This is a genomic window from Acidobacteriota bacterium, assembly GCA_003225175.1.
Taxonomy (GTDB): Bacteria; Acidobacteriota; Terriglobia; order Terriglobales; family Acidobacteriaceae; genus Gp1-AA112.
The window spans coordinates 22,981-48,032 of sequence record QIBA01000048.1 but is presented as its reverse complement, the minus strand read 5'-3'; the positions used below and the strand labels follow the sequence as shown (position 1 = coordinate 48,032).

Here is a 25,052-nt window from a genome sequence, read left to right as displayed (position 1 = left end):
CCTTTTTGGTTAGAACGGATGCGCACCATGGGCGCCCAGGGAGAATTGAATCTGCATCAACAGTTCGTTCGCGTCTTCTTTGCCGGGAGGAGATAGCGTCGAAATCGGCGCTCCATAACGAGTGAAGCGATATTGTCCCCGAACCTGCGCGAACTCGCTCGGCCAATACGTAAGCACAATGGAAGTGCCGTCATCAGTGATGCGTGCATCTCGGGCACGGCCGGAGCGGTCGAGGCGCCCTCCGAGGAACCAGCGGCGCGCAAATTGGTAATCCGCTGATGTATAAAACCCGAAGGCGCGCTGGAAGTTGGGTGCGATACCCGATGGGCAAGTCCCCGGAAGACATGCAGATCCAACCGGCTGCTGACGCTGGCTCCAGATGAATTCACCGCGGCCTACAAAAGACTTATAGATTGCGCGTCGCAGCGGTTTGTACCTGAGGGTGGCGTCGATTCCGTAAAGACTCGTCGTAAAAGCGCTTCCAAGATCGTTGTGACCTCTGGCATAGGAGACGCCCAGATCCAGATTTGTGGATTCAGAGATATCTCCGTAGCCGCGCAGATGCCCGACTACGCTTACGTCACTCCGCTGCGAGCTCTTGAACACATCGGAAGAGTCGCCGCGAAACAGTTGGCCGGTGCCTTCGAGAAACAATCCTTTTGGCGCAGGCAAAATGCGAGTGACGGAGAAGCCGGCATCGTCGATGCCATCCTCGCCTCCGACAAGATTGCCGCTCACCACGGGCCGATCGATCCAGGGCAACACGTGATTGTGCAATGTGTTCACTTTTCCGAAAGCAGAACGCATCTTGCCCGCCTTGGCCACGATTCCTCCAGGAAGAGCGGTGAAGGTTATGAATCCCTCCTCAAGATTGACGCCCTCTTCGCCGAAAGAGAGGAAGAAGTCGCCACGGGCGTAGGGATCAATAATCGCCTGCACGCCCAGCTCCGACTCATGCATCTCCATCACGGGAGCTGAAAGTACGTGATTTTGTCCGGTAGTCGCGATGAAGTCGCCGATCATGCTGATATCCGGATTCAAGGCCTTGGCGGCTGCAGTGCCTGCGCCGCCCAGGCGTACAGGTTCCTGCGGTGCAGTCTGCACTCCAGCCTGGGCTGTTGCCTCCGTCGAAGTTGGAGATGGAGTCGGCGCCGCCGGAGCGGGCTGGGCTTGAGTAACACCGGGAGCTGCCGAAGCGCCGGGCTGCGATTTAAGGATGCGCACTTGCCCCTCGAGGGCGACGATTCGGTCTTCCAGATCCCGGATCTTTTGTTCAAGAGCCGCATTTTCATTTGCTGCGGTATTCGTACCTGGTGCCTGAGCGAAAGCTGCAGGGGCGATCAGCAACACACACAGTGCAAGATGCTTCCTCATTCGGGAAACTCCTTCGAGCATTTTTTCCGTTGCGAAGATTACCGCCGAGAGCCGCTAGTTAGGTACGGAAGGAGGCGGACGGACGGAAAGATTGGAACCCTCAGGGAACTGGAGATTGATCTGGAGTTCGTCCGCTTCGACAGCATCTACGGAACCAGGAGTCGAGAGGATGCTAATGGTCAGAATGGGAAGTATCCCGGGGGTTACTTCACATAATGTGCAATGTCTGGCCGATGCGATTTCGTTCGGAGAATGAAAATGAACAGCCTGGGCCGAGATCGCTGTTGCAACTAGGAGCAGCAACAGAACTACAAAGAGTTTGCAACCGCGATCCGCGGTGCCGTGCACCAGCATAGCTTCATGCTAATCGTTGGGGCCGATTGGAGCAAACAGAGTAACAGCGGTGGATTCACTAAGTCGCCGTCGTTCACTCAGTCTGGACGCTCTTGATTGGCCGCGGCCAGTGGCGAACTAGCCTTGCCATTTAAGAGTGTTTCCTCCATGACGGATCAGCCGATACTTTAATCAGTTGTACCGCAGCGCGACCAGCGGGTCCACTTGTGTTGCCCTTCTTGCCGGCACCAGGCAAGCGAAGACTCCCACCGCGATTAAGACAGCGAGCACAGCTCCGAATGTCACCGGGTCATGCGCAGATACTCCCCAGATCTGGCTCTGAATCACACGCGTCAGGAGCAGGCTTGCGACTTCACCGACCAAGATCCCAACTGCGATGATTACCAAACCTTTACGCAGGATCATTTTGAGAACTGTGCTTTGCTGCGCGCCCAGAGCCATGCGGATGCCGATCTCATGAGTCTGGAGAGAAACTGAATAGGCCATCACGCTAAAGACGCCGATTGCTACAAGCGCGATTCCGATGCTTGCGAACACTCCGAACAGAATCAATCCGAAACGCGGCTGGGAATAGGAGAATTGCTGCAAGTAGCCTTCGAGTGTCCCGGTAAACGTAAGCGCGACCCCGCGATCTACAGACCAAATCTCCCGGCGCAAGTTCAACAGCATCGACAACGGCTCGACTGCAGTTCGCACCAAAAATCCGCGCTCGAAGGCGCCCGAGATGCTATAGGGCATGAACGCTTCGGGCTGCGGGCTTTCCTGTAGCCCACGATTCTTTACATCGGCCACCACCCCGATAATCTCAAAGTAAGCGTCTTTCGGTGAGGCCGGCGCGGTGTCGAGCAGATTGAACTTGATCGACCTGCCGATGGGATCTTCTTTCCCGAAGAAATTGCGGACGAGCGTTTGGTTGACAACGATCACGCGCCGAGCGGCTTCGACGTCGCTCTCGGTGAGCAGTCGGCCCCGCTCTAATCGAATTCCTAGCGTTGGGAAATAACCTTCGCTGCAGAGTTGAAAAATCGAATGCCATGTTTCAGCATGCGTCGTACCCGGAACGGTGACTTCGCTGGGAATGCCGCCATATGGAGGAAGGGTGCTCGTCTCAGTTACCGCCACCACTCCGGGCAAAGCCGAGACCTTCTGCAAGACCTGACGGAAGAAAATACGCTTCTGTTCTGCGGTTTCGTAACGGCCCTTCGGCAATGGAGTGCGCGCTACCAGGATGTGGTCCGGCTTGAGCCCAAGATCAACATTCTGAAGCGCGAACAGGCTGCGCATCATGAGCCCCGCCCCGACAAGGAGCACGATCGACAGCGCTATTTGCGAGACTACGAGGCCGGAACGAAAGCGGCCGTGGCGGAATCCTGTCGGCGTTCCCTTTCCAGTGTCTTTCAATCGATTGTGAAGCTCACCGCGAACCGCATGGAAGGCTGGCGCCAGGCCGCATAGCAGGGTTGTGATCAGCGTTATGCCGACGGAGAAGGCTAACACGCGCATGTTCAGCGTAATGACCGTCTCAGCAGGAATGATGTCTGGAGGCAGAGCGGCGAGCACTCCCTTGATGCCGGCGTAAGCGAGCAGACATCCGGCCAGACAGCCCACGATCGCAAGAATGAAGCTTTCAACCATGAGCTGCAGGATCAGCCGTGAGCGGCTCGCACCCATGGACGCGCGAATGGCAATTTCTTTCTCGCGTACTGTAGCGCGCGCAAGCAGCAGGTTGGCAACATTGCTGCACGCAATTAACAGAAGCATGCTCACAGCTCCCATCAGCGCGAAGAGCATGATGCGGAATCGACCTACAACCTGGTCGGCGAGACTCATGGTCTTGATGCTGAAGTTTGCGGGATACTCCTTGGGATAGACCTTGGACAATCGGCGAGCTACAACGTCGAGATCCGAGGCTGCGGCTTGCAGGCTGATACCGGGCTTCAGGCGAGACAGTGTCCATACGCCATGAAACGGGAGCGTATCGCCGCGATCGAGAGTCAGCGGCAGCCAGAAATCTTGGTTCCCGAATAGAAACCGCGGGGGCATTACGCCAATCAGCGTCACCTGCTTTCCGTTAAGCGTGACAAGGCTGCCAACGATGGAAGGATCCGCATTGAAGTCCTTCTGCCAAATGCGATGGCTCATCACCGCAACCGGAGGAGCGCCCGCTCTTGCGTCGTCCGGAACAAGGCCACGACCTAAGAACGCATTGATACCGAGAAATTCAAATGCGTCAGCGGTGGTCTCACCTCCTTGGAATTGTTTTGTGCCTTCCTTATCGGTGTAGAGCACGTCCAAGCCGCGGTTGCCAATGATGTTTTCGAAGACGTGGTTCTGGTCTTTGAAATCGAGGTACTCGGCAATTGAGAAGTCGCCGCGTCCATCTTGATCTGCCCGCGAGTTGTCGTGAATAAAAAACCCGGCCAGTCGATCAGAATCTTTATAAGGAAAGGGCTCCAGCAAAACGTTATCGAGAACACTGAAAATCACTGTAGTAGCGCCAATTCCCAAAGCCAGCGCAAACATCGCCAGCAGGGAAAAGCCTCGATCTTTGCGCAAAGATCTTGCTCCATAGCGCAGGTCTTGCCAGAACCAACTCATGCTCTCCATCAATGCCCTCCTTCTGCAACGGCGCTTGCGACTACGAGCTATAGACGTTGAAACGAAGAGAAAATGTCCCGAGTTTCCTAAAAGTTCCATATCAGGTATGAAACCAGAAGATTGAGGGCTGAAAAGCCCGAGAGGCAACAGTTGTTCAATGGCGGCATTGGGGTTTAGAAAGGCCCAGACTTGATTAGCGCCAGCTAGATGCGCTTGAAAATGCTGGCTAAATGAACAAAAACCAGCAAAAATCCGTAGCTACGCTTCACGGGTTGTTAATTAATCCCGCTTAGCCCCGTCTCCCAAGTGCACGGAAACCTGCTTGTCGACTCAAGGGCGGCACGCGGGACCGGCAGAGGAGCAGGCCACGTGGAGGCAGTATTGCCAGCGGCAGTTGACAGAAGTCTGACGGGCGCGCGACCTGCGCAAGCAGATCCGAGTGTGCTGGAACGTGTGTCGCTAGAGCGCGTGTTTGTAGAGCATAAAGAACGCGTGTTTCGGGCGGCGTATCGCGTTACCGGCAGCGTGAGCGATTCTGAGGACGTAGTTCAAAGCGTCTTTTTGAAACTCGCGCGCCGTGAACTTGGCGACATCGTTGACGATATCCAGAACATCGGCGGATATCTTCATCGAGCCGCGGTAAACGCCGCTCTCGATATGATTCGCCTGCGCCGCGACGCGCAAAACATGCCACTGGAGGATGCAGAAGTATCGCGTCCTTTGGAGCTGGCGTCGCGCGGCGAAGGTGAATACAGTCCGCTGGAGTTACGGCGCTGGCTGCGTCAGGCGATGCCTAAATTGGGAACACGATCTGCTGAGATGTTCGTCCTGCGCTACATCGAAGGACGCGACAACAGCGAGATCGCAAAGATTCTCAAGACGTCCAGGGCAACCGTAGCAGTCACCCTCCACCGTACCCGCTCTCTGCTGAAGAAAGACTTCCGTGCCTATATGGAAGGCAACGAATGAAAGGCAATCATAACAATCCGAATTTCATTCTTGATAAGGCGATCGCCGCAGTTCGCGACGATCAGCCCGATACTCAGACTATTGATACTGCGACCGCGAACGCATGGCAGAGGATCAGCCTGGCCGTCGGCATCGAGGCGACGGTTGCTCCGCTAAGTCGCATCGAGGGCTGCGCCGATGTCCAAAGCTTGCTCGCTGACTTCGAAGCACATCGGCTAAGTCCGGCGCGCGCCATGCTGGTTGCAGATCACCTGCGCGAATGCGCTGTGTGCCGCGTGCATGCCAAGACAAATAAGGGTGCCGAGAGCGTTCTGCCATGGCGGGCAAATTCCGTAATGCGTCCAAGGCATTGGAGCTTTGGTCAGTACGCGGTTGCCGCCGGCGTTCTGGTTGCCGCTGTACTGGGCATTGCGATTGGACGAAGCGGAATTCTGGCGCCTTCGGGATATCGCGCTGCGCTTGAGTCGGTGAATGGAGTTCTGTATCGCGTAGATGCCACGGGCGAGCATCAAGCTAAAAGCGGAGAGCAATTTGGCGAAGGCGAGACTGTTCGCACCGCCTCTGGCTCGCGGGCCATGTTGCGCTTGCGCGATGGTTCGCTGGTCGAGATGAATGGACGCAGTGAACTCTACGTCTCGCTCGGCTGGAGAAGTACGACTGTAAATCTTGGCCGAGGCATCGTTATTGTGCAGGCAGCGAAGCGCCGTACCGGACATCTTTATGTGAAGACCGCAGACGCGCGCGTCGCCGTCACAGGCACGATTTTCTCAGTGAACTCCGGCATCAAGGGATCACGAGTCTCTGTCATTGAAGGCACCGTGCACGTTGCCCAGGCTGCTGGAGACGCCGTGCTCCAGGCCGGCGATCAGGTTACGACCAGCACGAGCATGGGAGAGGTCCCAGTTCGAGATGAGATCTCCTGGAGTCAGGACCGTGACAAGTATCTTGCCTTACTTGCCGAGTTCTCGAAGCTTGAGAAGAAGTTGCAGAGCATCAAGCTGCCCGATCTTCGCTACGAATCTCATCTCCTCAATTTTGTTGTTGACGGTACCGTGGTCTATGCCGGCGTTCCCAATTACGGAGAAGCGCTGCAGCAGGCGAATCAACTGTTCCAGCAGCAGCTCTCGCAAAGTGCCCTGCTGCGGGAATGGTGGCAGCAGCGCGGACCGGGTAGCGCGCAGAACAGTCCCGATTTCAGTCGCGTAATCGACATAATTCATGGCCTCAGCACGTTCCTTGGTGACGAAATCGTCTTCAGCGCATCAACAGTTACAGGACAACACGCCAACGTAGTTGCGATGGCTGAGATCGCGAAGTCTGGATTGCAAGAGTATCTTGCCGGCCAAATTGCGAAGAGCGACTCTCCAGACAAAATTCATCTGGTGTCTCCGCAGGATCTCGGTGCTGTAAGCCAAGGTAGCGACCGCGATCTGTATGTCCTAATCACTGCGAAGTTCGTCGCAGCATCGCCTAATATCTCGACCCTGGCGGATCTAAATAGACGCTGGTCTGCTGGAGAAGCTTCCGGTTTCGCGCAGAGTGGTTTTGGGAAGCGCATTGCCTCCGAATATTCCTCCGGCGCGGGACTATTGATCGCGGTCAATCTGGAGCAGATGAGGGCCGATCATGCTGTAGCGGCACAAGTTGATCGTCATGAAGGAATGCTGGAAAGCAGCGGCTTTGCGAATGCAAAGTACCTGATTGCGCAACGCAAGGATTATGACGGCAAGGCGTCCAACACGGCGGAGCTGAGCTTCAGTGGCGCGCGTACTGGTGTAGCTTCATGGCTGGCCGCGCCGGCGCCGATTGGTGCGCTCGACTTCATCACGCCAAACGCCGCAGCGGTGGGTGCGTTTGTCTCGAAGAGTCCTGCATTGATGGTGGACGATCTCTTACAGGTCATCACCAAGGCAGATCCGCAGGCGGGAGACTCCTGGCAGCGACATCAGGCGGAACTCAATCTCGATATTCGCAACGATCTCGCCGCTTCTCTTGGAGGTGAAGGTGCATTAGCGCTGGATGGTCCGCTACTCCCGACTCCTTCGTGGAAGCTGGTTGTCGAGGTTTACGATCCAAGCAAGCTTCAATACAGCCTTGGCCGCCTTGTCGAGGATTTCAACCTTGAAGCAGCGAAAAACAATCGTCAGGGGCTGAAGCTCGAAGAACATCAGTCACGTCAGCGAACTTATTATTCAGTCCGGTCGCTCGATGCGGTGTTTCCGGTCGAGGTCCATTACGCGTTCTCCGACGGATACCTCGTGGCTGGTCCGAGTGAGGAATTGGTGGCGGAAGCAATTCACACTCGCGCAAATAGAGACAGCAACAGCATCGCGCAGTCGGAGAAATTCAAAGCTCTGTTCCCAAGGGATCAACACGTGAACGTCTCTGGGTTGATATACCAGAACCTTGCTCCGGCGATCGGACCGATTGCGAAGCAGCTCTCGCCGTCGCAGTTGCAGTCCATGCAGACTCTGGCCCAGAACAGCGAACCATCCGTTATTTGTGCGTACGGCGACGAAAGCCAGATTGAACTTGCCAGCAACAGCAAGAGTCTCGGACTCGATCTGAAGTCGCTGGCGATCTCCTCGTTGCTCCAACAGCTCAAATCGGGAACTCCGAAGGGGGTGACTCCGTAAAGGAAAGCATGGCTCCCGTTATAGAACTCGATGGCCTGGAAGTTCGCTTCGGCTCGCGCTCTGTTCTGAAGCAACTCAAGGGCGAACTTCACGGACGCTGCATTGGCTTGCTCGGTCCTAATGGATCGGGCAAGTCGACGCTGCTGAACACGCTGCTTGGGTTCTATCCTCCGGCACGGGGTACCGCGCGGATTTTTGGAAAGGACATCGGCGAGCACAGCCGCGAACTTCGGGGATTGATCGGTTACATGCCGGAGAGCGATGCCTTCATCTCCAACCTGACCGGCGTGCGTTTCGTCCGTTACATGGCGGAGCTATCGGGTTTACCCTCGACGCATGCTCTCGAACGTGCACATGAGGCGCTCTTCTATGTTGGGCTGGGTGAGGTGCGCTATCGCAAAGTCGGGACGTACTCGCTTGGCATGAAGCAGCTTGCGAAGCTGGCACAGGCGATTGCGCATGGTCCGCGATTAGTGTTCCTCGACGAGCCGACAAATGGTCTGGATCCGCCGGCGCGCAATCGCATGATCCAGCTCATCCGCGAGATTCGCGATGCCGGCAATATGCATGTCGTGATCTCATCGCATCTTCTGCGCGATGTCGACGAATGCTGCGACGAGGTCATCATTCTGCGCGACGGCAACATCGCAGGCATCTGTAATCTCGAAGAGGAACGTCGACTGAATCGCAAATTTCTGGAGCTGGAGACGAACGGCGAGGACAATTCTTTTGCTGACGCCGTACAGCAGCTCGGCTGCGAGTGTGCCTTGTTCGGGAAGGGAAGAATGAAAGTCGTTTTACCCGAGACAATTGAGATTCGCGAGCTATACCAGATCGCCGCTCAACGCGATGTGCAGATCCGCCGGATGAATTACCGCCGCGATTCGCTTGAAGATATCTTCCTCAAAGCAATGCAGGAAGTGGGAGCGCGCAATGGCAGTCTATAAGCGCAGCTATAAGCCATACGAAGGAGGCACTACCTCGGATCGATGGCGCTTTCTCGTGCTCACACGTTACGGCTTTTCCGGATTGTTTGATTCCCGTCCGTTTACCGGAGCGTTTGTTCTTAGCTTCGTTCCGTTCCTGATCGCCGTGGCGGGAATCTACTTCGCTCATAGCGCTACGTTGCGGGCGCTATTGCAGGTGCGCGGTCCCGGTCCGAACACTGCGCAAATCAATAATTATTTCTTTCTTGCATTTTTGGGAATACAGTCCTGGCTTTCGTTCCTGCTGATTACTTGGCAAGGACCGCAGTTGATCGCCTCTGATTTGGCAAACAATGCGCTCCCTTTGATCCTGGGCCGTCCGATCTCACGTACGGAGTACGTTCTCGGAAAATTCCTGGTGATCGCGAGCCTGGTATCAGCCGTTACTTGGATTCCTACGCTCCTTCTCTTCTTTTTGAACGGTGGAATGGAAGGCAACGGCTGGATTTGGTCACACTTTTGGATGCTCGGCTCGATTCTGCTTGCGTCATGGATGTGGATAGCCATTGTCGGGCTGGTAGCGCTAGCCGCATCTACATGGCTCAAATGGCGAGTTGCCGCCAGCGCTCTCATGCTCGCATTCTTCTTCGTCGGGCCCGGCTTCGGAGCTGCTATCAATTTCACTCTGGGAACAAATTGGGGACACATGCTTGATGTCCTCTATGCCGTCAAATTGATCTGGGTCGGATTGTTTCGCGTGCCGGTATCAACGGCTCAGACTTTCAATATGCTGGGCATCCCACAATGGGCAGCGTGGTGCTCCGTTGCCGGGACTTGCGGCTTATCGTTATTCCTGCTGAATCGACGGCTCAAGGCGCGAGAGGTGGTACGAGGATGAGCGCGAGTTTAGGGGACAGGGTACAGGTTACAGGGGACAGGGAAGACAGAACGTCGAATGTCGTTTCTGCTTCCGTTCCTCGCCATTCCGACGCGAATGGACAAGATCGAATCATTCTCGAGAACGTCTCCAAGTTCTACGGCGAGGTCCTGGGTGTAAACCGAGTGAACCTGTCGATTCCGCCGGGAGTCACCGGCCTTGTCGGCCCGAACGGCTCGGGCAAGACGACCTTGATGAACCTGATGACCGGGCTCATCCATCCAACCGAAGGTCGTGTCAGCGTGCTTGGGATTTCTCCGACTCGGCCAGAAGAGCTGTTTCGTCGCGTCGGATATTGCGCGCAGTTCGACTCGTTCCCGAAAGGGGTCACGGGATTCTCGTTCATCTACAACACCCTACGCCTGCAGGGGCTTGACGATCGCGAGGCGGTTCGGCTTAGCCAAGAGGCCATGGAACGCGTCGGCATGACTGAGCCGGCGCTAAGAAAGGTTGCGGGATACAGCAAGGGCATGCGCCAGCGAATTCGGTTAGCGCAGGCCATCGCGCACCATCCCACGGTGCTTGTGCTCGACGAGCCACTGAACGGCCTCGATCCCATGGCGCGCGCCGAGTCCCTGGAACTATTCCAGGCGCTGGGCAAGCAAGGGTTGCACGTAATCATCTCCAGCCACATCTTGCACGAAGTCGACAAGATGTCTGACCAGGTCATCCTGATGAGCAGCGGCTACGTTGTGGCCGAAGGCCAGATTCATACCGTGCGCACGGAAGTGAAAGAGCACCCGATGCAGATACTGATTCGCTGCTCCGATCCGAATCTGCTTGCGTCACGGGTTTTCGCTCAGGACCACGTTGTAGAAGCCAAACTAATCGACGATGGCAAAGGCGTGCTCGTCCGCACTCGGGATGCTGACGCTTTTTATCTCTTGTTAAACCAATTGGTCGTGAAAGAGAAGCTCTCTCTAGACACGGTAGCGCCTGCCGATGATGACGTGAACTCCGTGTATCAGTATCTGATCGGCTCGGAGAACAAGACCATATGACACGCCTCGCGCGACTGCGTACTACATTAGCTGAACAGCCCTGGGAGCTGTGGACGCGGCAAATCGCCGCAGTCCTGCGCATGGATCTGCGCAAGAATTTCCTGTCGCGTCGCGGCATCTGGATCTATTTGTTGGCATTTGCGCCGGTTGTAATCATCACACTTCACGCGATTATCGATCGTCACTCTGGCTCCATGCGCGAAGATACTGAAGTGCTTGCCGGCATCTTTCAATTTTTCTATCTGCGGCTGGGAATCTTCTTTGGCTGCCTGGGTATCTTCACCTGGCTATTTCGCGGCGAGATCATCGAAAAGAGTCTGCATTACTACTTCCTTGCGCCAGTGAAACGCGAAGTACTGTTGCTCGGCAAGTTCGTCGGAGGACTGGTCACGTCAGTCACGCTGTTTGGATTGGGCGTTTTCGCTTCGTTCGCGATGATGTACCTGCGCTTCGGAGATGCGGGGCAGTACTACATCTTCAATGGTCCCGGAATGGGACAACTGCTGGCATATCTCGGTGTCACGGTTCTGGCATGCATCGGATACGGATCGGTGTTCTTGGCGCTCAGTCTGCTGTTCAAGAATCCGGTCATTCCCGCGATTCTCGTACTGGGATGGGAGACCTTCACACCGGTATTGCCTTCCATCGTGCAACGCTTCAGCATCACTTATTACCTGAAGCAACTCTGCCCCGTCTCGATTCCCGGGGAGGGCTTGTTGGCTCTGTTCACGGTTGTAAGCCAGCCAGTGGGTACCGTCGCAGCCATCCTTGGGCCGATCATTCTCGCCGCATTCGTTCTCCTGCTTGCCTGTAAGCTAGTCCGCAAGCTCGAGATCAGCTACGTCGCGGAGTGATCGCGGCATCTTGTCATTCCGAAGCGCCGGTTTTTTTGGCGATGAGGAATCCCCACCACTTCCATGCTCTCAATCTGATTCGAGAAGCCAGAGTCTGCGTCCTCCAAATGCGGCGATGTGGACCAGTAGCAGCAGGAAAGCTTCGCATAGCGAAGGCACAGTAGTAGTCCGTAGGGATTCCTCACCGCCACACACCGGCAGTTCGGAATCAACAAAGAAAGAACCACTGTTTACTCCCCAGATTCCGCCCCACTGCACAAGTTCCGGTGCTGTATGCACAATGTCGGCGCTCATGATCAAGGCGATTTTCCGACTCACAGACATCGAGAAGCAGAAGATTTTCAAACTGCGCGAGATGGGCGTACGTCCACCTGATATCGCTCGACGCTTCGGACTAAGCGAAGGCGTTGTGCACAAGGTCGTCCAGGCACAGCGCGCATTGATTCAGCCGCCCAAGATGGCGCCCCAGGGTGACCGTGTGACCCAGCGGGATCTGCACAAGCAGGAGGCGTCGTAGCCACTCTTCCGTCGTGAGACCGGAGGTATGAGGGGCATCGGCTTCAGCCGTGCCGTTTAGGAACCGCTAAGTCGTCTGGCTTTAGCCTCTGAGGTCAGACGTGATTGCGGAGAGTTGGAATGCGGCTTGCTCGGTATCGGCTCTCGTAAGGGAAAGCTCAGTGGCTAAAGCCGAGAGTACTGATTGCGCCTCAGAATGGCACTGCTGAAGCCGATGCCCCTCCCTGCAATCGCTCCGCTTGTGAGCTCAGTCCCAGCGACTTAAGGCCACGAGTGACTTCCGAAACGAATCTCCAAAAGCGGTACAACGGGTAGTTTTGCTCATGCCATTTACAATTGAGCTAGTCACGCATGGCTACGCTCACGCATCCTTCCCACCTTCGGGAGCAATGTGCAATTCCTACCCACATGCAAGCCGCTGTTTATCGTGGCATCAATGACGTTCGCGTCGAGACCGTCCCGGTGCCAGAGATTGGCACGGGAGAGGTGCTGATTCGGGTGCACACTTGCGGCATATGCGGCACCGATCTCAAAAAGATTCATACTGGTTCCCATTCCGCTCCACGGATCTTCGGACATGAAACGTCAGGTGTGATTGCCGCAATCGGCACCGAGGTGGAGGAATTCTCAGTTGGTGATCGCGTCATGGTCTTCCACCACATTCCTTGCGGCGAGTGCTTTTACTGTGAACGAAAAGTATTTGCGCAATGTCCGGTTTATAAGAAGGTTGGTTGTACCGCCGGATTCGAGCCTTCCGGCGGCGGATTTTCCGAGTACGTCCGGGTCATGGATTGGATCGTGCAGTGTGGTCTGGTGAAGATTCCCGACGGAGTCTCTTTCGAGCAGGCTATCTTTGTTGAGCCGGTCAACACATGTCTTAAGGGAGTCGAAGCCCTGCGGCTGGAACCTGGGGAAACTGTGCTAGTGATAGGCCAAGGGCCGATTGGCATCATTTTGGCGTCTTTGGCACTGCGGGCGGGCGCCCGGGTGATTGTTTCCGATTTGTACGAGCAGCGGCTTACAATATCCAAGGCCCATCAGCTTTTGGAAACGATTGACGCCTCCACGGGAGACCTGGTCCAGGAGGTACGCACATTGACCGAGGGGCGCGGCGCTGATGCGGTGCTGCTGGCAGTGGGCGGCAACAGCCTGATTCCTACCGCCATGGATTCGGTCCGATATGGGGGGCGGGTGATGCTCTTTGCCCAGACAGCGCGAGGCGAAGCGAGCATTGATCCGGCAGCGATCTGTGTCGATGAGAAGACGCTCTTGGGTTCGTATAGCGCGTCCGTTGAGCTGCAGGATGAGAGTGCGCGACTTGTTTTCAATCGTGAGATCGATCTGGAAAGCCTGATTTCACACCGTTTTCCGCTGCGCGGAGCGGTGGAGGCGCTGCATCTCGCCGCAAATCCTAAGCCGGATTCCATGAAGATCGTGATTCAGCCTGGACTAACGACGGTTGCGCAGTGATGTTTTCGGTCAGGAGCGAAGAAAGCAGAGCTTGAACGGAACCATGAAAGCCGCGGTCCTCTACGGCAAAGAGGACATAAAGATCGAGAAGGTGCCGATTCCCCGCCTGGACCCAGGGGAGGTTCTTATCAAGGTGCAGGTTGCCCTCACCTGCGGCACCGATCTAAAGGTCTTTCAGCGCGGCTATCATGCACGCATGATCCAGCCTCCAGCTCTCTTTGGACACGAGCTCGCTGGAACCATCGAGGAAGTAGGAGCGGGCGTGAAGGAGTTCCGGCGCGGAATGCGCGTCGTCGCCCTGAATTCAGCTCCTTGCGGCGTGTGCTTCTTCTGCTTGAAGAAGCAGCCGAATCTTTGCGAAGACCTTCTCTTCAACAACGGCGCGTACGCGGAATACATCAAGGTGCCTCGTCGAATTGTCGCCGGCAACATGCTGCGCATCCCAGACAAGGTCAGCTTTGAGGCGGCTGCGATGTGTGAGCCGCTCGCTTGCGTACTGCACGGATTGAATGAGACTCATGCGGAGAAAGGCGATAGCGTCGTAATTATTGGGGCAGGACCGATCGGACTGATGTTCATGCAGGTCGCAAAACTCAGCGGATTGCGAGTAATCGCCGTAGTAAAGCGCGATGAGCAAGTGAAGGACGCCCGTCGCTTCGGTGCCGACGAGACGGTGCAGATCACTGCCGTCGCTGATCCTATCAGTGCTGTCCGTGCCCTCACGCCTAAGAAGCGCGGAGCGGACGTTGTAATTGAAGCCGTGGGACGCCCGCAGGCGTGGCAATGGGCTGTGGATATGGTACGCAAAGGCGGCACGGTCAACTTCTTCGGAGGATGCGCCAGCGGTACCAAACTGGAACTTGATACACAACGACTCCACTATTCTCAGATCACTCTGAAAGCTACGTTCCATCATACTCCCGAGATGGTGCGCAAAGCGTTCGCCCTAATTACACAGAACAAGATTCAGAGCGCCGATTACGTTACCGGCGAGGCTCCGCTTTCCCACTTGAAAGAAGTGCTACGCAAAATGGTGGATCGCAGCGGACAAATCAAGACCGCCATCATCCCGGGCCGGAACTGATCGCGGATGTCGTCGCGTACACAAGTTTCGGTTGCCTCCAGCGAATCGGCTAAGGGTTGGGCTGCCCTCCCTCCTGAATATGCAATTCCCGAAACGGCTCCGTCGCTCGAAGAGGCACGAGCTTATTGCGAGCGCCTGGCCAGGAGCCACTACGAAAATTTCAGTGTGGCGACCTGGTTCTTGCCGGCAAAGCTGCGGCCGCACTTCTACGGAATCTACGCATATTGCCGGATTTCTGACGATCTGGGAGATGAAGTCGGTGACCCGCAGCAGTCGCTGATCCTGCTGAATGAGTGGGAGGAGGAGTTAGATGCTTGCTATGCTGGTGTTCCGCGGCATCCGGTATTTGTGGCGCTGCGTCCGACCATTCTCAGTTGCAGTATTCCCCGCGACCCCTTTGCAGATCTGTTGAAAGCGTTTCGCCAGGATCAAACTTTCACGCGCTATCGAACCTTCGACGATGTTTTAGGTTATTGCGTGAACTCCGCCAATCCGGTTGGCAGGCTGGTGCTGTACGCCTGCGGATATTCCGATCGGGAGAGGCATGAGCTCTCTGATTTCACTTGCACTGCACTGCAGCTCGCAAACTTCTGGCAGGACGTCTCTGTCGATTACGCCAAAGGACGTATCTATTTGCCGCTCGAAGACCTCATTCGCTTTGGTGTGCAGGAGAGCGACATTGCTCAAAGGCGCTTTTCTGCTGCGTTCGGCGAACTTATGCGCTTCGAAGTAGAGCGGGCGCGTGAGTGGTTTCAGAGGGGACGAGCTTTGATTGCAATGGTTGAGCGTGAGCTGGCGATCGATATCGAACTTTTCACGCGTGGCGGAGAAGAAATTCTGAACTGCATCGAGCGGCGGGATTATGACGTGCTGCGCGCGCGTCCCGTGATCTCCAAACCACGCCAGCTCGCGCTTGTGGCGAGCGCCGCCGCGCAGGCTCTGTGGAATCGCCTGTGAGCGCTTCTCAACTCACAACTGCATACGCAGTTTGCCGCGGCATCGCACGTCGCCGGGCTCGTAATTTTTACTACTCCTTTCTCGCGCTGCCTTCGGTAAAACGAAATGCTCTCTCTGCCGTATACGCGTTCATGCGGCACGCAGACGACATCAGTGATGATGAACGGGTCCCTGTACTCGAGCGGCGCCAACGATTACAACACTGGCTGGAAGAATGGCACAAGATCCAGGCTGGAACGCCCAGTAGTGATCCGATATTTGTCGCTCTGGCCGATGCGCAGAAGAAGTACCGCATTCCTCCGGCGTTGCTGGATCAGCTGGTGCAGGGAACCAGCATGGATCTGCAGAGTCCGATTGATGAGAGCGATGCCTCTTCCAACTTCGAAGGCAACACTGCGGTCGCAGCATTCCCTATTCGCGTGCACCGAACCTTTGCGGAGCTCTATGACTATTGCTACTACGTAGCTTCGGTAGTTGGATTGGTCTGCATCCGTGTGTACCAATATGAAGACCCTCGCGCCGAAGAACTGGCGGAGCGTTGCGGCGTTGCGTTTCAACTCACGAACATCATCCGCGATGTGAAAGAAGACGCAGCTGTGGGACGCGTGTACCTCCCTGAAGAGGATCTGCACCGCTTTGGTTTGACGGTAGACGATTTCCTTCGGGACAAAGGCGCACGGCTCGAGCAATCGCGGTTATGGCCGCTGCTCGAATTTCAAGCGCAACGTGCCCACGACTACTACGCATCGGCGAACGAACTGATCCCGCTCATTCATGAAGACAGCCGATCTGCTCTTTGGGTAATGGTTAGCATTTATAAGCGCTTACTCGAACGCATCGCCGAGAAGAACTACGATGTTTTGCATGGACGAGTGCGGCTCAGTGGGACGGAAAAGACGGGAATTCTCACGCGCGGTATCATCAAATCTATATTCGACAGAATCTGAGGGCAGCAAACCTGGGATCCGAGCCGCCCTCGGCCGGTTTGAGTTTTTCGTGAATCGCCAAATTGATGATCTGGTGATGCAAAGTTTCAAAAGGATACCGGCGACTCATCGCTCAGTCATGAACACCCACCCGAGCGCGGCCGGATGCACGTTTGTTCCGCATAACTTTGAATAACAAGGACAAACAACAAACGACAGTCGGAATCGTAGGTGGAGGCATTGCCGGACTCGCCGCCGGCTGCGCCTTGGTCGACTCCGGATTCCGAGTCACCGTATTTGAGCGCAGACCTTTCGTTGGCGGCCGAGCTTCCTCCTATGAACACCCAGGAACCGGCGAGACTGTGGACAACTGTCAGCATGTGTTACTCGGATGCTGCACAAACCTGCTTGACTTTTACGGACGTATCAGAGTCTCCGATAAGATCCAGTGGTTCGATCGACTCACGTTCATTCAGCCGGGCGGCCGGCGGTCAGAGATTAGTCCATCAGGATTGCCGGCGCCTTTCCATGCTTCGCTATCTTTCCTACGAGCCTCATCTCTGTCTTGGCCTGACAAGATCGGGATCTCGCGCGCCATGCTGGCATTGATGGGCCCGCTTCCGGATGACAGCTCGAAGAGCTTCGCTGATTGGCTACGAGAGCATCGTCAGACGCCAAAGGCGATCGACCGCTTCTGGAAGGCAATACTGGTGAGCGCTATTAACGAGGACTTGGATCGGATTTCCGTTCGCTATGGCGCTCAGGTTTTTCGTGAATCGTTTCTGAAATCTGCCGAAGCCGGAAGAATGGGCGTACCTACTGTTCCGCTTTCCGATCTGTACAGCGAGGCTATTGCTTACATGGAGCGAAGAGACGGAAAGGTGCATCTGCGGACTAGTGTAGAAGGATTAATTTCAGAACAGGACAGCGTAGTCCTCCAGCCCACTGGAGCGGCGGAACGCTTCGATTTCGTTGTGCTAGCTGTTCCGCACAATGCCCTGGGTAAGCTCTTGCCCTCCCAAAACGGATCAGCTGAAGCGAGTGCTCATCTACATGCGCAAATTGCAAAGCTGGAAAGCTCTCCGATCACTGGTATTCACTTGTGGTTTGATCGCGAGATTACGGAACTTCCTCATGCCGTGCTGCTCGACCGGACAATCCAGTGGATGTTCCAAAAGTCGAAGCTCCAGCCTCAGCGTCAAGGACCTGAACAAGAGGGCAGCTATGTTGAGTTGGTGGTTAGTTCGTCCAAATCGCTTGTGACGATGGGACGGCAGGAGATCGTTGATCTAGGCCTTCGCGAGTTGGCCGAGTTCTTTCCCGTTGTTCGCGACGCCCAGCTGTTGAAAGCCACGGTCGTGAAGGAAGTTCATGCGACTTATTCTGCGCAACCAGGATCGGATTCGAACCGTCCATGTTCGCGAACGCCCTGGCCACGAATCCTCCTCGCTGGCGACTGGACCGCTACCGGATGGCCTGCAACGATGGAGGGGGCAGTGAGGAGTGGCTACAGGGCGGCGGAGGAACTGATGAGAGAGACTGGACAAAGCACTAGGGTTCTTGTTCCCGATCTGGGAGCTTCAGGCCTAATGCGGCTTTTCGGATGAGCTTCAGCAGACACTCGTGATCAGCGGACTCACGTAACCGCTCAAGTCCTTAGCAGCATAATTCCGCCGAGTACCAGCAACCCCGAGATCCACCTTCGGCGACTGACATGCTCTTTGAGGAAGAACTTCGCTCCCACCAGGTTCGATAGAAACGTCAGTGACGCTGAAGCGGGAATCACGATGCTCAAATCAATCAGCGACAAAGCCGTGAGCAAACTGAAGAAGCTGAGCGCCATAATGGATAAGCCGATATAGAACCATGGCTCGGTAAGCACGGCGCGAGCGACGCCCAAGATTCCGAATTTCCGACGCAATTCGCCGAAGTCACCAACACGTCTCATTGCTCTCGCGGTCGACATATCTCCGGCGGAGTTCAGTCCAACTAGCAGAAAAATCATGAGCCACGTGGCGACGACGCCAAGATGCCTCATGAGTGGACCTCGAGGTGAAGAGTAGGGCCTTCTGGTGTGGGCGTTACCGTGAGCGACGGCCCGCCGGTAACGAACCCGACGCCAACCGTGATCATGAAAATCCCGATCCAGCGAGTCAGGGGGATGTGTTCACCCAGCATGAAATGAGCAAGTAGTGCCGTAAGAACATATCCAAATGTCGTTGCCGGCATGATGTACGAGAGGTCAGCCCATGATAGAGATGCCAGATAGGAAAGATAAAAAATCATCAACAGCACGATGCCGAAGGCTACGGTCGGATTCAGAGGTGCAAATAGCAAATCGTGCCAGCGACTGGGAGAGATCTCACCAATCTGCTTCATGCCTTTGGCGAGGTAAACATCGCCGAATGTGCTGGCGAGGACAATGAGGGCCAGCAAAGAGTAACGCAGCAAGCTCATGCTATGTACGTGCTGGCTCATGGAGGAAGTCTGTTCCGTCTCTTGCATTTCTTAAGAGTACAGGGCTAAAGGATCTGTAGGAGAATGTGAACCACCTGCCGAAAACAGCCGTAGACCTCGAGTTAGCTCAGGCTGTGGGACTGGGCAAATTTGGATGGATAGGCATATTTGCGTGCGTGGGAGTTAATCTCGCGGCGTAAGTCTTCCCAGATCGAGTCGGGCATTCCCAAGAAAATCTCGACGACCTTGGGGTCGAACTGCGATCCGGAAAAACGCTTGATTTCTTCGCGCGCTGCCTGAATAGGCTGCGCTGCGCGATACGGCCGATCAGAGGTGATGGCGTCTAAAGTGTCTGCAACCGCAAACAGACGAGCGCCAATTGGAATTTCATCGCCCACAAGGCCACGCGGGTAGCCGGACCCCTCGTAGCGTTCCTGATGCGCGTAGACGATCTCTGCCGCCTCGGTGAGGAACGGAATCTTCTTCAGCATGTGATATCCGCGCGCGCAATGCTCACGCATAATCATTACTTCCTGCTCGGTGAGCGCTCCGGGCTTACGAAGAATGGCGTCGGGAATAGCCATCTTTCCGATGTCGTGCAGGAAAGCGCCGCGCGCAATTACGCGGATCTTGTCGCCGGACATTCCCATCGCTCGCGCCATAGCAATGGTGAAGGCGGTTACGCGCTTGGAGTGTCCCTCAGTTTCGGCGTCTTTGAGATCGAGAGCGTCGCCGAGAGCTTCGAGTGTAATGTCGTAGGAACGCTCGAGGTCGGCCATTGTTTGGCGGAGTTGCTCGGTACGGGCGGCGACCAGCGATTCCAGATTGGATTGATAGGAGCGGTTCTCGAGGCGCAGCTTACGATGCTCCAACGCGCGCCTTACCATAGCGAGGAGCTGCTCACGCTCAAACGGCTTCAGCAGATAGTCATACGCGCCATTCCGGATCGCTGCCAAAGCCACGGAAATGTCGTGGACTGCCGTCACCATTATTGCCGGCATATCCGGATAACAATCCTGAACGCGGTCGAGCAGCGCAATGCCATCCATCTCGGCCATCATCAGGTCGGAGAGCATGAGCTGGAATTCTTCTCCTGAGCCCAAGACTTCCAACGCCTGCTTTCCAGACGCTGCCTGCATGGCCGTGTACCCAGCATTTTGCAGCATGGACGTGACGATCTCGCGTATCGCCTCTTCGTCGTCAACGACCAGGATTCGTTCGGATGTCATCGAGTGGTTGGTTTACTTGTTGGTGAGAGCCCTCACATTCTAAACGTAGGAATGCTTTTCAACTCTTGGGCTTTTCTCTAGGACACTACCGGAAGTAACTTTGTTGAGTCCCAAGGGACACCTCCACCTCATTAGCTTTACAAGAGAGGAGAAGCTTCGAAACCGTGGATATGGCCGTCCTATCCAGACGCAGATTACCGGGATAATCCTATGTAAGGATTACACGAGCTTCAAAGCAAGCTTTTTGGGAAAGATTGGTATCCAGATACCAACTATGAGCTTTGTAGTTCCTGTGGAAAACTCCCAGATAAGTTCCTTCCGGAGTTCGATAGATTCCTCCCGCGATTACCTGAGGCCTCGAAATGCCGGAAAATCCTTCGTTTGGGCAGGATTTTGGCCGATGCTTGGGCGTGTTCCCGTTATTCCTGAGCTGCCTCCGGCCAGCACCGTCCAGCTACAAAGAATTGGAGAGCTAACTGCAACGGTAATGGCAGAACGTCAGCAATCGCCACTCGAAAGACTGAGCAACGCAAGAAAAGGACCCCTGAATGTCGAGTCTGGTGGACGGAATCCAATTGGCGACTTTTCTCCCCATCGTTCAGCATGCCGAACAGGCTTCTGTAGATCGTTATAAAGATGTTTTCGAAGGCAATCGTCACCGCGTGTATTCACTGGCCTTCTACATGACGGCAAACGAGCTCACTGCCGAAGACGTCATGACTAGCACTTTTTGCCGCGCTTTTGCGACAAGCTCAAAGCCGGAAGCGGAAACAATCGACCGGGCGCTGGTGACTGAGCTGCGTGAACTCACGCCTATTGGGAATCTTACGATTCAATGCAAACCGACAGAGCAGGTGAGCCAGGTTCGTCGAAATACAAGAAGGGCTGATCTGGAGAATGCGGTTGTCCAACTCCCATCCACCGAGAGGCTCATCTTCCTCATGCACGACGTCGAGAACTACGATCATGCACGCATCGCGAGAACCATTGGGATCACGGAAACCGAATCAAAAGCCGGGTTGTTCCAGGCTCGACTGAAGCTGCGAGAAATTCTGGCAAACTAATATCCCTATAAGGTTGGAGGGGAATAGGCAGGATTCACTTCTTTTGGCGTTCTTCTCTCTTTCTCTTAGCCCAACCTTCTTTCACCACCTGCGTTCCGCGGGCGATAGCCAATGAGTCTGCGGGTACTTCAGCGGTGATGCACGACGCAGCGCCAATGTATGCTCCATGTCCGATCTTCACCGGAGCGACGAGAGTAGAGTCGCTGCCTACAAAAACTCCATCTTCGATGACAGTCTTGTGCTTGCTTACTCCATCGTAATTGCAAATGATGGTGCCCGCGCCAACATTTACGCCGGCGCCGACTTCCGCATCTCCCAGGTAGGTGAGGTGATTGGCTTTCGAGCCGCGGCCGAGGCGCACCTTCTTCATCTCGACGAAGTTCCCCACATGCGCACCTTCACCAATCTCGCTTCCCGGACGTAATCGGGAGTAGGGACCGACGATTGCGCCATCAGCGACTGAACTGTCGTCGAAGACGCAGCCCGGGAGCACATTTACATTCTTTCCAATCTGCGAATTCGTGATCACTGAATACGAGCGTATCCGGCTACCCTCGCCGACTACGGTATTGGAGCGTAGCTGTACAAAAGGCTCGATCGTAGCGTCCGGAGCAACGCGTACTTCTTCGTCAATCACGCACGTTTCAGGCTTGAAAATCGTTACGCCTTCGCTCATCAGTTGACGGGCCTTGCGCATGCGCATGTTTGCGTCGAGACCCGCGAGTTCTGCGATCGTGTTGCCGCCCAAAACCTCATCCGGATCATGCGCGCGAATGGCCATGACCTTCTGGCCCTCGGCTACCAAAAGAGCGGCCATATCGGTGAGGTAGTATTCGCCGTGAGGATTGTTCGTCTGAAGGCGATGGATGTGGGCGAACAACGGCTTAGAACTGAATGCGTAGAATCCCGAATTGATCTCCCCGATATTCGACTGTTCCGGCCGAAGGGACTTCTGCTCCACAATTGCCGCGACCCGGTTTGTTGAGCCCTCGCGCAACACGCGTCCATAACCAGTGGGATCCGCGGGCGCCGCGGTAAGAATGGTCATCGCCGCATCTTCTTCGATATGAAAATCACGAATGCGCCGAATCGTTTCCGGATGAATCAGTGGCGCATCTCCTGACAACACCAGGAAGTGTGCGTGCCGAGCCAGCTCTCGCTGAGCTGTCTGGATTGCGTGTCCTGTGCCGCGTTGCTCAGCTTGAAGCACGAAATTCACTCCCGTGTGGGCGACCGCTGAACGAACGCTCTCCGCTTCGTATCCAATGATTACGTAGATGTTCGGCGGGGGCACAACCTCCGCTGCCGAGCGAATCACATGCGCGACCAGTGGCTTGCCTCCAACCTCGTGCAAAACTTTGGGACGCTTTGATTTCAAACGAGTCCCTTTTCCCGCCGCCATAATCGCGATCGCAAAGTCCTGTGATGGCATGGAGCAATGGTACAAGGTTTACTGTTCGTGCTCAGTATTGCGGCACTTACCGACTCTGAAAGTGAGAGAGAGCAAGAACACGGAAAAATGCAGGGGACGTTTTCGAAAATTGCACCGAAGTCGTCGAATTCTGTAAATCTTGTTTATAGCCAGGGAGTTAACAGTGATCGTCGGGCATTTTGCTCGCACGCACCGGTAAGCAAAGCACGTTACCCCCCTTCGGGGCCTCGAAAAACATTTTTCGGGCATGCACAGGGAATATCTCGAGCAGTCTCAGCCGCACAACTCCTCTGCCCAGTGTCCGCTGACACTCACATGGAAAAGCCATCCAGATTAGCAACTAAATAATTAGTTACTTTTTTTCTGCCTAGTCGTCTAATCAAGCAGAGGAGAAGGATGCCGCGCAAGCAGTCCGAAACCCTGACACAAGCGGAGCTGCGGTTAATGAACGTGCTCTGGAGTAAGGGGCCAGCCACAGTACAGCAGGTGCTCGACTGGCTCGCCACGGACTACGACCTGGCTTACAACTCGGTTCTCACCACGATCCGCATATTAGAAAACAAGGGCTATTTGAAGCACACCAAGGATGGTCGTGCGCACATTTATCGCCCAGTAATCGCGCGTGACGAGGCGAGCAGGTCGGAGGTGCGACATCTAGTCAGCCGGTTCTTCGGTAATTCTCATCACTCTCTTCTCTTGAATCTTCTGCAAGAGCAGGAACTCAACGCTGAGGAGATCAAGCAGCTGCGGCAAATCTTAGAGGCGAGCGAGCGCAAATGAGCGTGCTTTCAGCAATTCAATCCGCTGCTCAAGTCGTCGGCGGACGCCTGATATCAGGACTAGCCGCAGGGCTCCTCCTGGCCGCGCTGACTGCTGTGGTGATTCGAGCTTTCCGCACTTCCAGCACTAGATTTGCGGTTTGCTTTCTAACCCTCGTGGCAGTTGCCTTTCTCCCTATCGCCTCCTGCTTTGTCAGTGGTCATGTCACGGGAGTTCAGTCGGCTGAAGGCATCGCTATTCCAAGCCGATGGGCTCTCGCCCTTTTTGGTCTTTGGATGGTCGGCGCTGGAATTGGACTCATCAGGATCGCCGCAGGACTGTGGCGCGTTCATAGAATCCGTCGCCGTAGCGTAGAACTGGCCGAGAGCGTTGCTTCTGGATCAGCAGCTCGTGCGCTGCTTAAGTCGGATCCGACATTGAACTTGAACCTCGCCGAGACTGCGAACCGGCCTGTCGCGCTTTGCATTTCCGATGACGTGTCAGTACCAACAGCGCTCGGCTTCTTTCGACCCGCGATCCTGCTTCCTTCGTGGGCGATGAGAGAACTTTCGGCCGACGAACTCAACTCAATTCTGCTGCACGAACTCGGGCATCTTCGCCGCCGGGACGATTGGACCAATCTCGCACAAAAAATCTTGCAGGCTCTGCTCTTCTTTCATCCTGCGGTGTGGTGGATCGATTCGCGACTTGCGTTGGAACGCGAGGCTGCCTGTGATGACCTGGTCGTTGCGAAAACCTGTGATGCTCGCGGCTACGCCAAATGCCTGGTCTCTGTTGCGGAAAAAAGCGTGGGACGGCGCCCATTTGCGGTTGCCGTTGCGGCGGTCAGCCGGATTCGCGAGACTACTGCGCGTCTCACACGGATTCTCGATCAGAACCGACCGGCAGGAACCCAAGTATGCAAGCCAGTCCTAGCGACTTTTGCGACATTGACCCTGGCTTTTCTGATCGAAATGCCGCGTATGCCTGCGATCGTCGTGTTCAGCGATGCGGCTCCAGCGACCATTGCACAAAATCATCCTGCGGTAGCCAACGTCGCACAATCGATCGCTGCAATCGTGTCGACGTCGGCCCAAATTGAAACCAGCATGGGGGAAGGTCTTTTGCATCCGGCTCTCCGGAAAGCGGAGCTGCGAACTCGAGGTGCGAGAGGTTCCAGAAATGCAGCGCTAATCAATTCAGCACTAACAAAAAGTGTGCTCACGAATGATATTGAGACGAACGCGAAGCTAAAGCCATCGCTCAGGCTTGCACGTGCAAACTGGAACCAAGAACAAATGACTGCGAATCAAGCGGCGATAGTGCCCACTCTGCTGCTAGTAATGCAGACCGTGATTTGCGATGAATACGGGAATTGCTTCGTAAGCGTCAGGTCGTGGCAAGTTTTAACCGTGCAGCAAACACTGAATCAAGCCCAAAACGGAAACGGCTCCAAGTCGATTTAGGGCTTTTTTTTCAACATATCAACTAATTAATTAGTTTTACGAA

23 protein-coding genes are annotated in these 25,052 nt (G+C 55.3%); 15 read left to right on the top strand and 8 right to left on the bottom strand.

All coding sequences use genetic code 11. From position 1 onward, the window contains the following. Window positions 1–9: 9 nt before the first annotated feature. The 3 genes from DMG62_13070 to DMG62_13060 all read right to left on the bottom strand — a co-directional run bounded on the left by DMG62_13070 (window position 10) and on the right by DMG62_13060 (window position 4,425). Window positions 10–1,395, bottom strand: a complete 1,386-nt coding sequence (locus DMG62_13070) for a hypothetical protein (GenBank protein ID PYY22533.1) — start codon at window positions 1,393–1,395, stop codon at window positions 10–12. Between the two features lie 33 nt (window positions 1,396–1,428). Further along, entirely contained in the window at window positions 1,429–1,728 is a 300-nt protein-coding gene (locus DMG62_13065) for a hypothetical protein (GenBank protein PYY22532.1), read from the bottom strand. Between the two features lie 171 nt (window positions 1,729–1,899). After that, window positions 1,900–4,425: a hypothetical protein gene (locus DMG62_13060; protein ID PYY22531.1), complete on the bottom strand. Its 2,526-nt coding sequence runs from the start codon at window positions 4,423–4,425 to the stop codon at window positions 1,900–1,902. A 183-nt stretch (window positions 4,426–4,608) separates the two neighbouring features. On the opposite strand from DMG62_13060, the gene DMG62_13055 reads away from it, so the two are divergent. The 6 genes from DMG62_13055 to DMG62_13030 are packed head-to-tail and all read left to right on the top strand — an operon-like array spanning window position 4,609 to window position 11,649. Further along, window positions 4,609–5,295, top strand: a complete 687-nt coding sequence (locus DMG62_13055; GenBank protein PYY22530.1) for a hypothetical protein — start codon at window positions 4,609–4,611, stop codon at window positions 5,293–5,295. After that, window positions 5,292–7,931, top strand: a complete 2,640-nt coding sequence (locus DMG62_13050) for a hypothetical protein (GenBank protein ID PYY22529.1) — start codon at window positions 5,292–5,294, stop codon at window positions 7,929–7,931. Before DMG62_13055 ends, DMG62_13050 begins: the two co-directional genes overlap by 4 nt. A gap of 8 nt (window positions 7,932–7,939) precedes the next feature. Continuing rightward, complete coding sequence (locus DMG62_13045) at window positions 7,940–8,878, top strand: ABC transporter ATP-binding protein (GenBank protein ID PYY22528.1); 939 nt, start codon at window positions 7,940–7,942, stop codon at window positions 8,876–8,878. Further along, window positions 8,865–9,755 carry a hypothetical protein gene (locus DMG62_13040; GenBank protein ID PYY22527.1) on the top strand — a complete coding sequence of 297 codons (891 nt, stop codon included), beginning with the start codon at window positions 8,865–8,867 and terminating at the stop codon, window positions 9,753–9,755. The genes DMG62_13045 and DMG62_13040 overlap by 14 nt, the downstream gene beginning before the upstream one ends. Beyond that, on the top strand, window positions 9,752–10,795 hold the full coding sequence (locus tag DMG62_13035; GenBank protein PYY22526.1) for an ABC transporter ATP-binding protein: 1,044 nt from the start codon (window positions 9,752–9,754) through the stop codon (window positions 10,793–10,795). The genes DMG62_13040 and DMG62_13035 overlap by 4 nt, the downstream gene beginning before the upstream one ends. Continuing rightward, the gene (locus DMG62_13030) at window positions 10,792–11,649 is read left to right on the top strand and encodes a hypothetical protein (protein ID PYY22525.1); all 858 of its coding nucleotides are present in this window, start codon (window positions 10,792–10,794) and stop codon (window positions 11,647–11,649) included. The genes DMG62_13035 and DMG62_13030 overlap by 4 nt, the downstream gene beginning before the upstream one ends. A 69-nt stretch (window positions 11,650–11,718) precedes the next feature. Here the strand turns inward: DMG62_13030 and DMG62_13025 are convergent, their stop codons facing one another. Continuing rightward, entirely contained in the window at window positions 11,719–11,943 is a 225-nt protein-coding gene (locus DMG62_13025) for a hypothetical protein (protein PYY22524.1), read from the bottom strand. Between DMG62_13025 and DMG62_13020 the strand changes: the two genes are divergently transcribed. The 6 genes from DMG62_13020 (at window position 11,942) to DMG62_12995 (ending at window position 18,209) form a co-directional block, all read left to right on the top strand. Beyond that, entirely contained in the window at window positions 11,942–12,166 is a 225-nt protein-coding gene (locus DMG62_13020) for a hypothetical protein (protein ID PYY22523.1), read from the top strand. The two genes, DMG62_13025 and DMG62_13020, sit on opposite strands and share 2 nt — an antisense overlap. A gap of 350 nt (window positions 12,167–12,516) precedes the next feature. Continuing rightward, on the top strand, window positions 12,517–13,635 hold the full coding sequence (locus DMG62_13015) for a Zn-dependent alcohol dehydrogenase (GenBank protein ID PYY22522.1): 1,119 nt from the start codon (window positions 12,517–12,519) through the stop codon (window positions 13,633–13,635). Between the two features lie 43 nt (window positions 13,636–13,678). Then, the gene (locus DMG62_13010) at window positions 13,679–14,719 is read left to right on the top strand and encodes an alcohol dehydrogenase (protein ID PYY22552.1); all 1,041 of its coding nucleotides are present in this window, start codon (window positions 13,679–13,681) and stop codon (window positions 14,717–14,719) included. 6 nt (window positions 14,720–14,725) lie between these two features. Continuing rightward, window positions 14,726–15,676, top strand: coding sequence for a squalene synthase HpnC (hpnC, locus tag DMG62_13005; GenBank protein ID PYY22521.1), 951 nt, complete (start codon window positions 14,726–14,728; stop codon window positions 15,674–15,676). After that, entirely contained in the window at window positions 15,673–16,623 is a 951-nt protein-coding gene (locus DMG62_13000) for a farnesyl-diphosphate farnesyltransferase (GenBank protein ID PYY22520.1), read from the top strand. The genes hpnC and DMG62_13000 overlap by 4 nt, the downstream gene beginning before the upstream one ends. A gap of 167 nt (window positions 16,624–16,790) precedes the next feature. After that, complete coding sequence (locus DMG62_12995) at window positions 16,791–18,209, top strand: carotene 7,8-desaturase (protein ID PYY22519.1); 1,419 nt, start codon at window positions 16,791–16,793, stop codon at window positions 18,207–18,209. Window positions 18,210–18,250: 41 nt separating this feature from the next. Here the strand turns inward: DMG62_12995 and DMG62_12990 are convergent, their stop codons facing one another. The 3 genes from DMG62_12990 to DMG62_12980 all read right to left on the bottom strand — a co-directional run bounded on the left by DMG62_12990 (window position 18,251) and on the right by DMG62_12980 (window position 20,288). Beyond that, window positions 18,251–18,640, bottom strand: coding sequence for a hypothetical protein (locus DMG62_12990; protein PYY22518.1), 390 nt, complete (start codon window positions 18,638–18,640; stop codon window positions 18,251–18,253). Further along, window positions 18,637–19,107 carry a transporter gene (locus DMG62_12985; GenBank protein ID PYY22517.1) on the bottom strand — a complete coding sequence of 157 codons (471 nt, stop codon included), beginning with the start codon at window positions 19,105–19,107 and terminating at the stop codon, window positions 18,637–18,639. Before DMG62_12985 ends, DMG62_12990 begins: the two co-directional genes overlap by 4 nt. Before the next feature lie 74 nt (window positions 19,108–19,181). Beyond that, window positions 19,182–20,288: a two-component system response regulator gene (locus DMG62_12980; GenBank protein ID PYY22516.1), complete on the bottom strand. Its 1,107-nt coding sequence runs from the start codon at window positions 20,286–20,288 to the stop codon at window positions 19,182–19,184. 548 nt (window positions 20,289–20,836) lie between these two features. Between DMG62_12980 and DMG62_12975 the strand changes: the two genes are divergently transcribed. Next, window positions 20,837–21,352 (top strand): hypothetical protein, encoded by a 516-nt coding sequence (locus DMG62_12975; GenBank protein PYY22515.1) that lies wholly within the window; start codon window positions 20,837–20,839, stop codon window positions 21,350–21,352. Between the two features lie 34 nt (window positions 21,353–21,386). Here DMG62_12975 and glmU read toward each other — a convergent pair whose 3' ends face one another. Then, on the bottom strand, window positions 21,387–22,784 hold the full coding sequence (gene glmU, locus DMG62_12970; protein PYY22514.1) for a UDP-N-acetylglucosamine diphosphorylase/glucosamine-1-phosphate N-acetyltransferase: 1,398 nt from the start codon (window positions 22,782–22,784) through the stop codon (window positions 21,387–21,389). A 396-nt stretch (window positions 22,785–23,180) separates the two neighbouring features. Between glmU and DMG62_12965 the strand changes: the two genes are divergently transcribed. Together DMG62_12965 and DMG62_12960 are read left to right on the top strand one after the other, a co-directional pair. Next, the gene (locus DMG62_12965) at window positions 23,181–23,564 is read left to right on the top strand and encodes a MarR family transcriptional regulator (GenBank protein PYY22513.1); all 384 of its coding nucleotides are present in this window, start codon (window positions 23,181–23,183) and stop codon (window positions 23,562–23,564) included. Next, entirely contained in the window at window positions 23,561–25,009 is a 1,449-nt protein-coding gene (locus DMG62_12960; GenBank protein ID PYY22512.1) for a hypothetical protein, read from the top strand. The genes DMG62_12965 and DMG62_12960 overlap by 4 nt, the downstream gene beginning before the upstream one ends. The last annotated feature ends 43 nt before the right edge of the window (window positions 25,010–25,052 follow it).

Coding starts and splice junctions, on each gene's coding strand:
- DMG62_13070 (PYY22533.1), bottom strand. CDS start 1,395: ATGCTCGAAGGAGTTTCCCGAATGAGGAAGCATCTTGCACTGTGTGTG.
- DMG62_13065 (PYY22532.1), bottom strand. CDS start 1,728: ATGCTGGTGCACGGCACCGCGGATCGCGGTTGCAAACTCTTTGTAGTT.
- DMG62_13060 (PYY22531.1), bottom strand. CDS start 4,425: ATGGAACTTTTAGGAAACTCGGGACATTTTCTCTTCGTTTCAACGTCT.
- DMG62_13050 (PYY22529.1), top strand. CDS start 5,292: ATGAAAGGCAATCATAACAATCCGAATTTCATTCTTGATAAGGCGATC.
- DMG62_13045 (PYY22528.1), top strand. CDS start 7,940: ATGGCTCCCGTTATAGAACTCGATGGCCTGGAAGTTCGCTTCGGCTCG.
- DMG62_13040 (PYY22527.1), top strand. CDS start 8,865: ATGGCAGTCTATAAGCGCAGCTATAAGCCATACGAAGGAGGCACTACC.
- DMG62_13035 (PYY22526.1), top strand. CDS start 9,752: ATGAGCGCGAGTTTAGGGGACAGGGTACAGGTTACAGGGGACAGGGAA.
- DMG62_13030 (PYY22525.1), top strand. CDS start 10,792: ATGACACGCCTCGCGCGACTGCGTACTACATTAGCTGAACAGCCCTGG.
- DMG62_13020 (PYY22523.1), top strand. CDS start 11,942: ATGATCAAGGCGATTTTCCGACTCACAGACATCGAGAAGCAGAAGATT.
- DMG62_13025 (PYY22524.1), bottom strand. CDS start 11,943: ATGAGCGCCGACATTGTGCATACAGCACCGGAACTTGTGCAGTGGGGC.
- DMG62_13015 (PYY22522.1), top strand. CDS start 12,517: ATGGCTACGCTCACGCATCCTTCCCACCTTCGGGAGCAATGTGCAATT.
- DMG62_13010 (PYY22552.1), top strand. CDS start 13,679: ATGAAAGCCGCGGTCCTCTACGGCAAAGAGGACATAAAGATCGAGAAG.
- hpnC (PYY22521.1), top strand. CDS start 14,726: ATGTCGTCGCGTACACAAGTTTCGGTTGCCTCCAGCGAATCGGCTAAG.
- DMG62_12990 (PYY22518.1), bottom strand. CDS start 18,640: ATGAGGCATCTTGGCGTCGTCGCCACGTGGCTCATGATTTTTCTGCTA.
- DMG62_12985 (PYY22517.1), bottom strand. CDS start 19,107: ATGCAAGAGACGGAACAGACTTCCTCCATGAGCCAGCACGTACATAGC.
- DMG62_12980 (PYY22516.1), bottom strand. CDS start 20,288: ATGACATCCGAACGAATCCTGGTCGTTGACGACGAAGAGGCGATACGC.
- DMG62_12975 (PYY22515.1), top strand. CDS start 20,837: ATGTCGAGTCTGGTGGACGGAATCCAATTGGCGACTTTTCTCCCCATC.
- glmU (PYY22514.1), bottom strand. CDS start 22,784: ATGCCATCACAGGACTTTGCGATCGCGATTATGGCGGCGGGAAAAGGG.
- DMG62_12965 (PYY22513.1), top strand. CDS start 23,181: ATGCCGCGCAAGCAGTCCGAAACCCTGACACAAGCGGAGCTGCGGTTA.
- DMG62_12960 (PYY22512.1), top strand. CDS start 23,561: ATGAGCGTGCTTTCAGCAATTCAATCCGCTGCTCAAGTCGTCGGCGGA.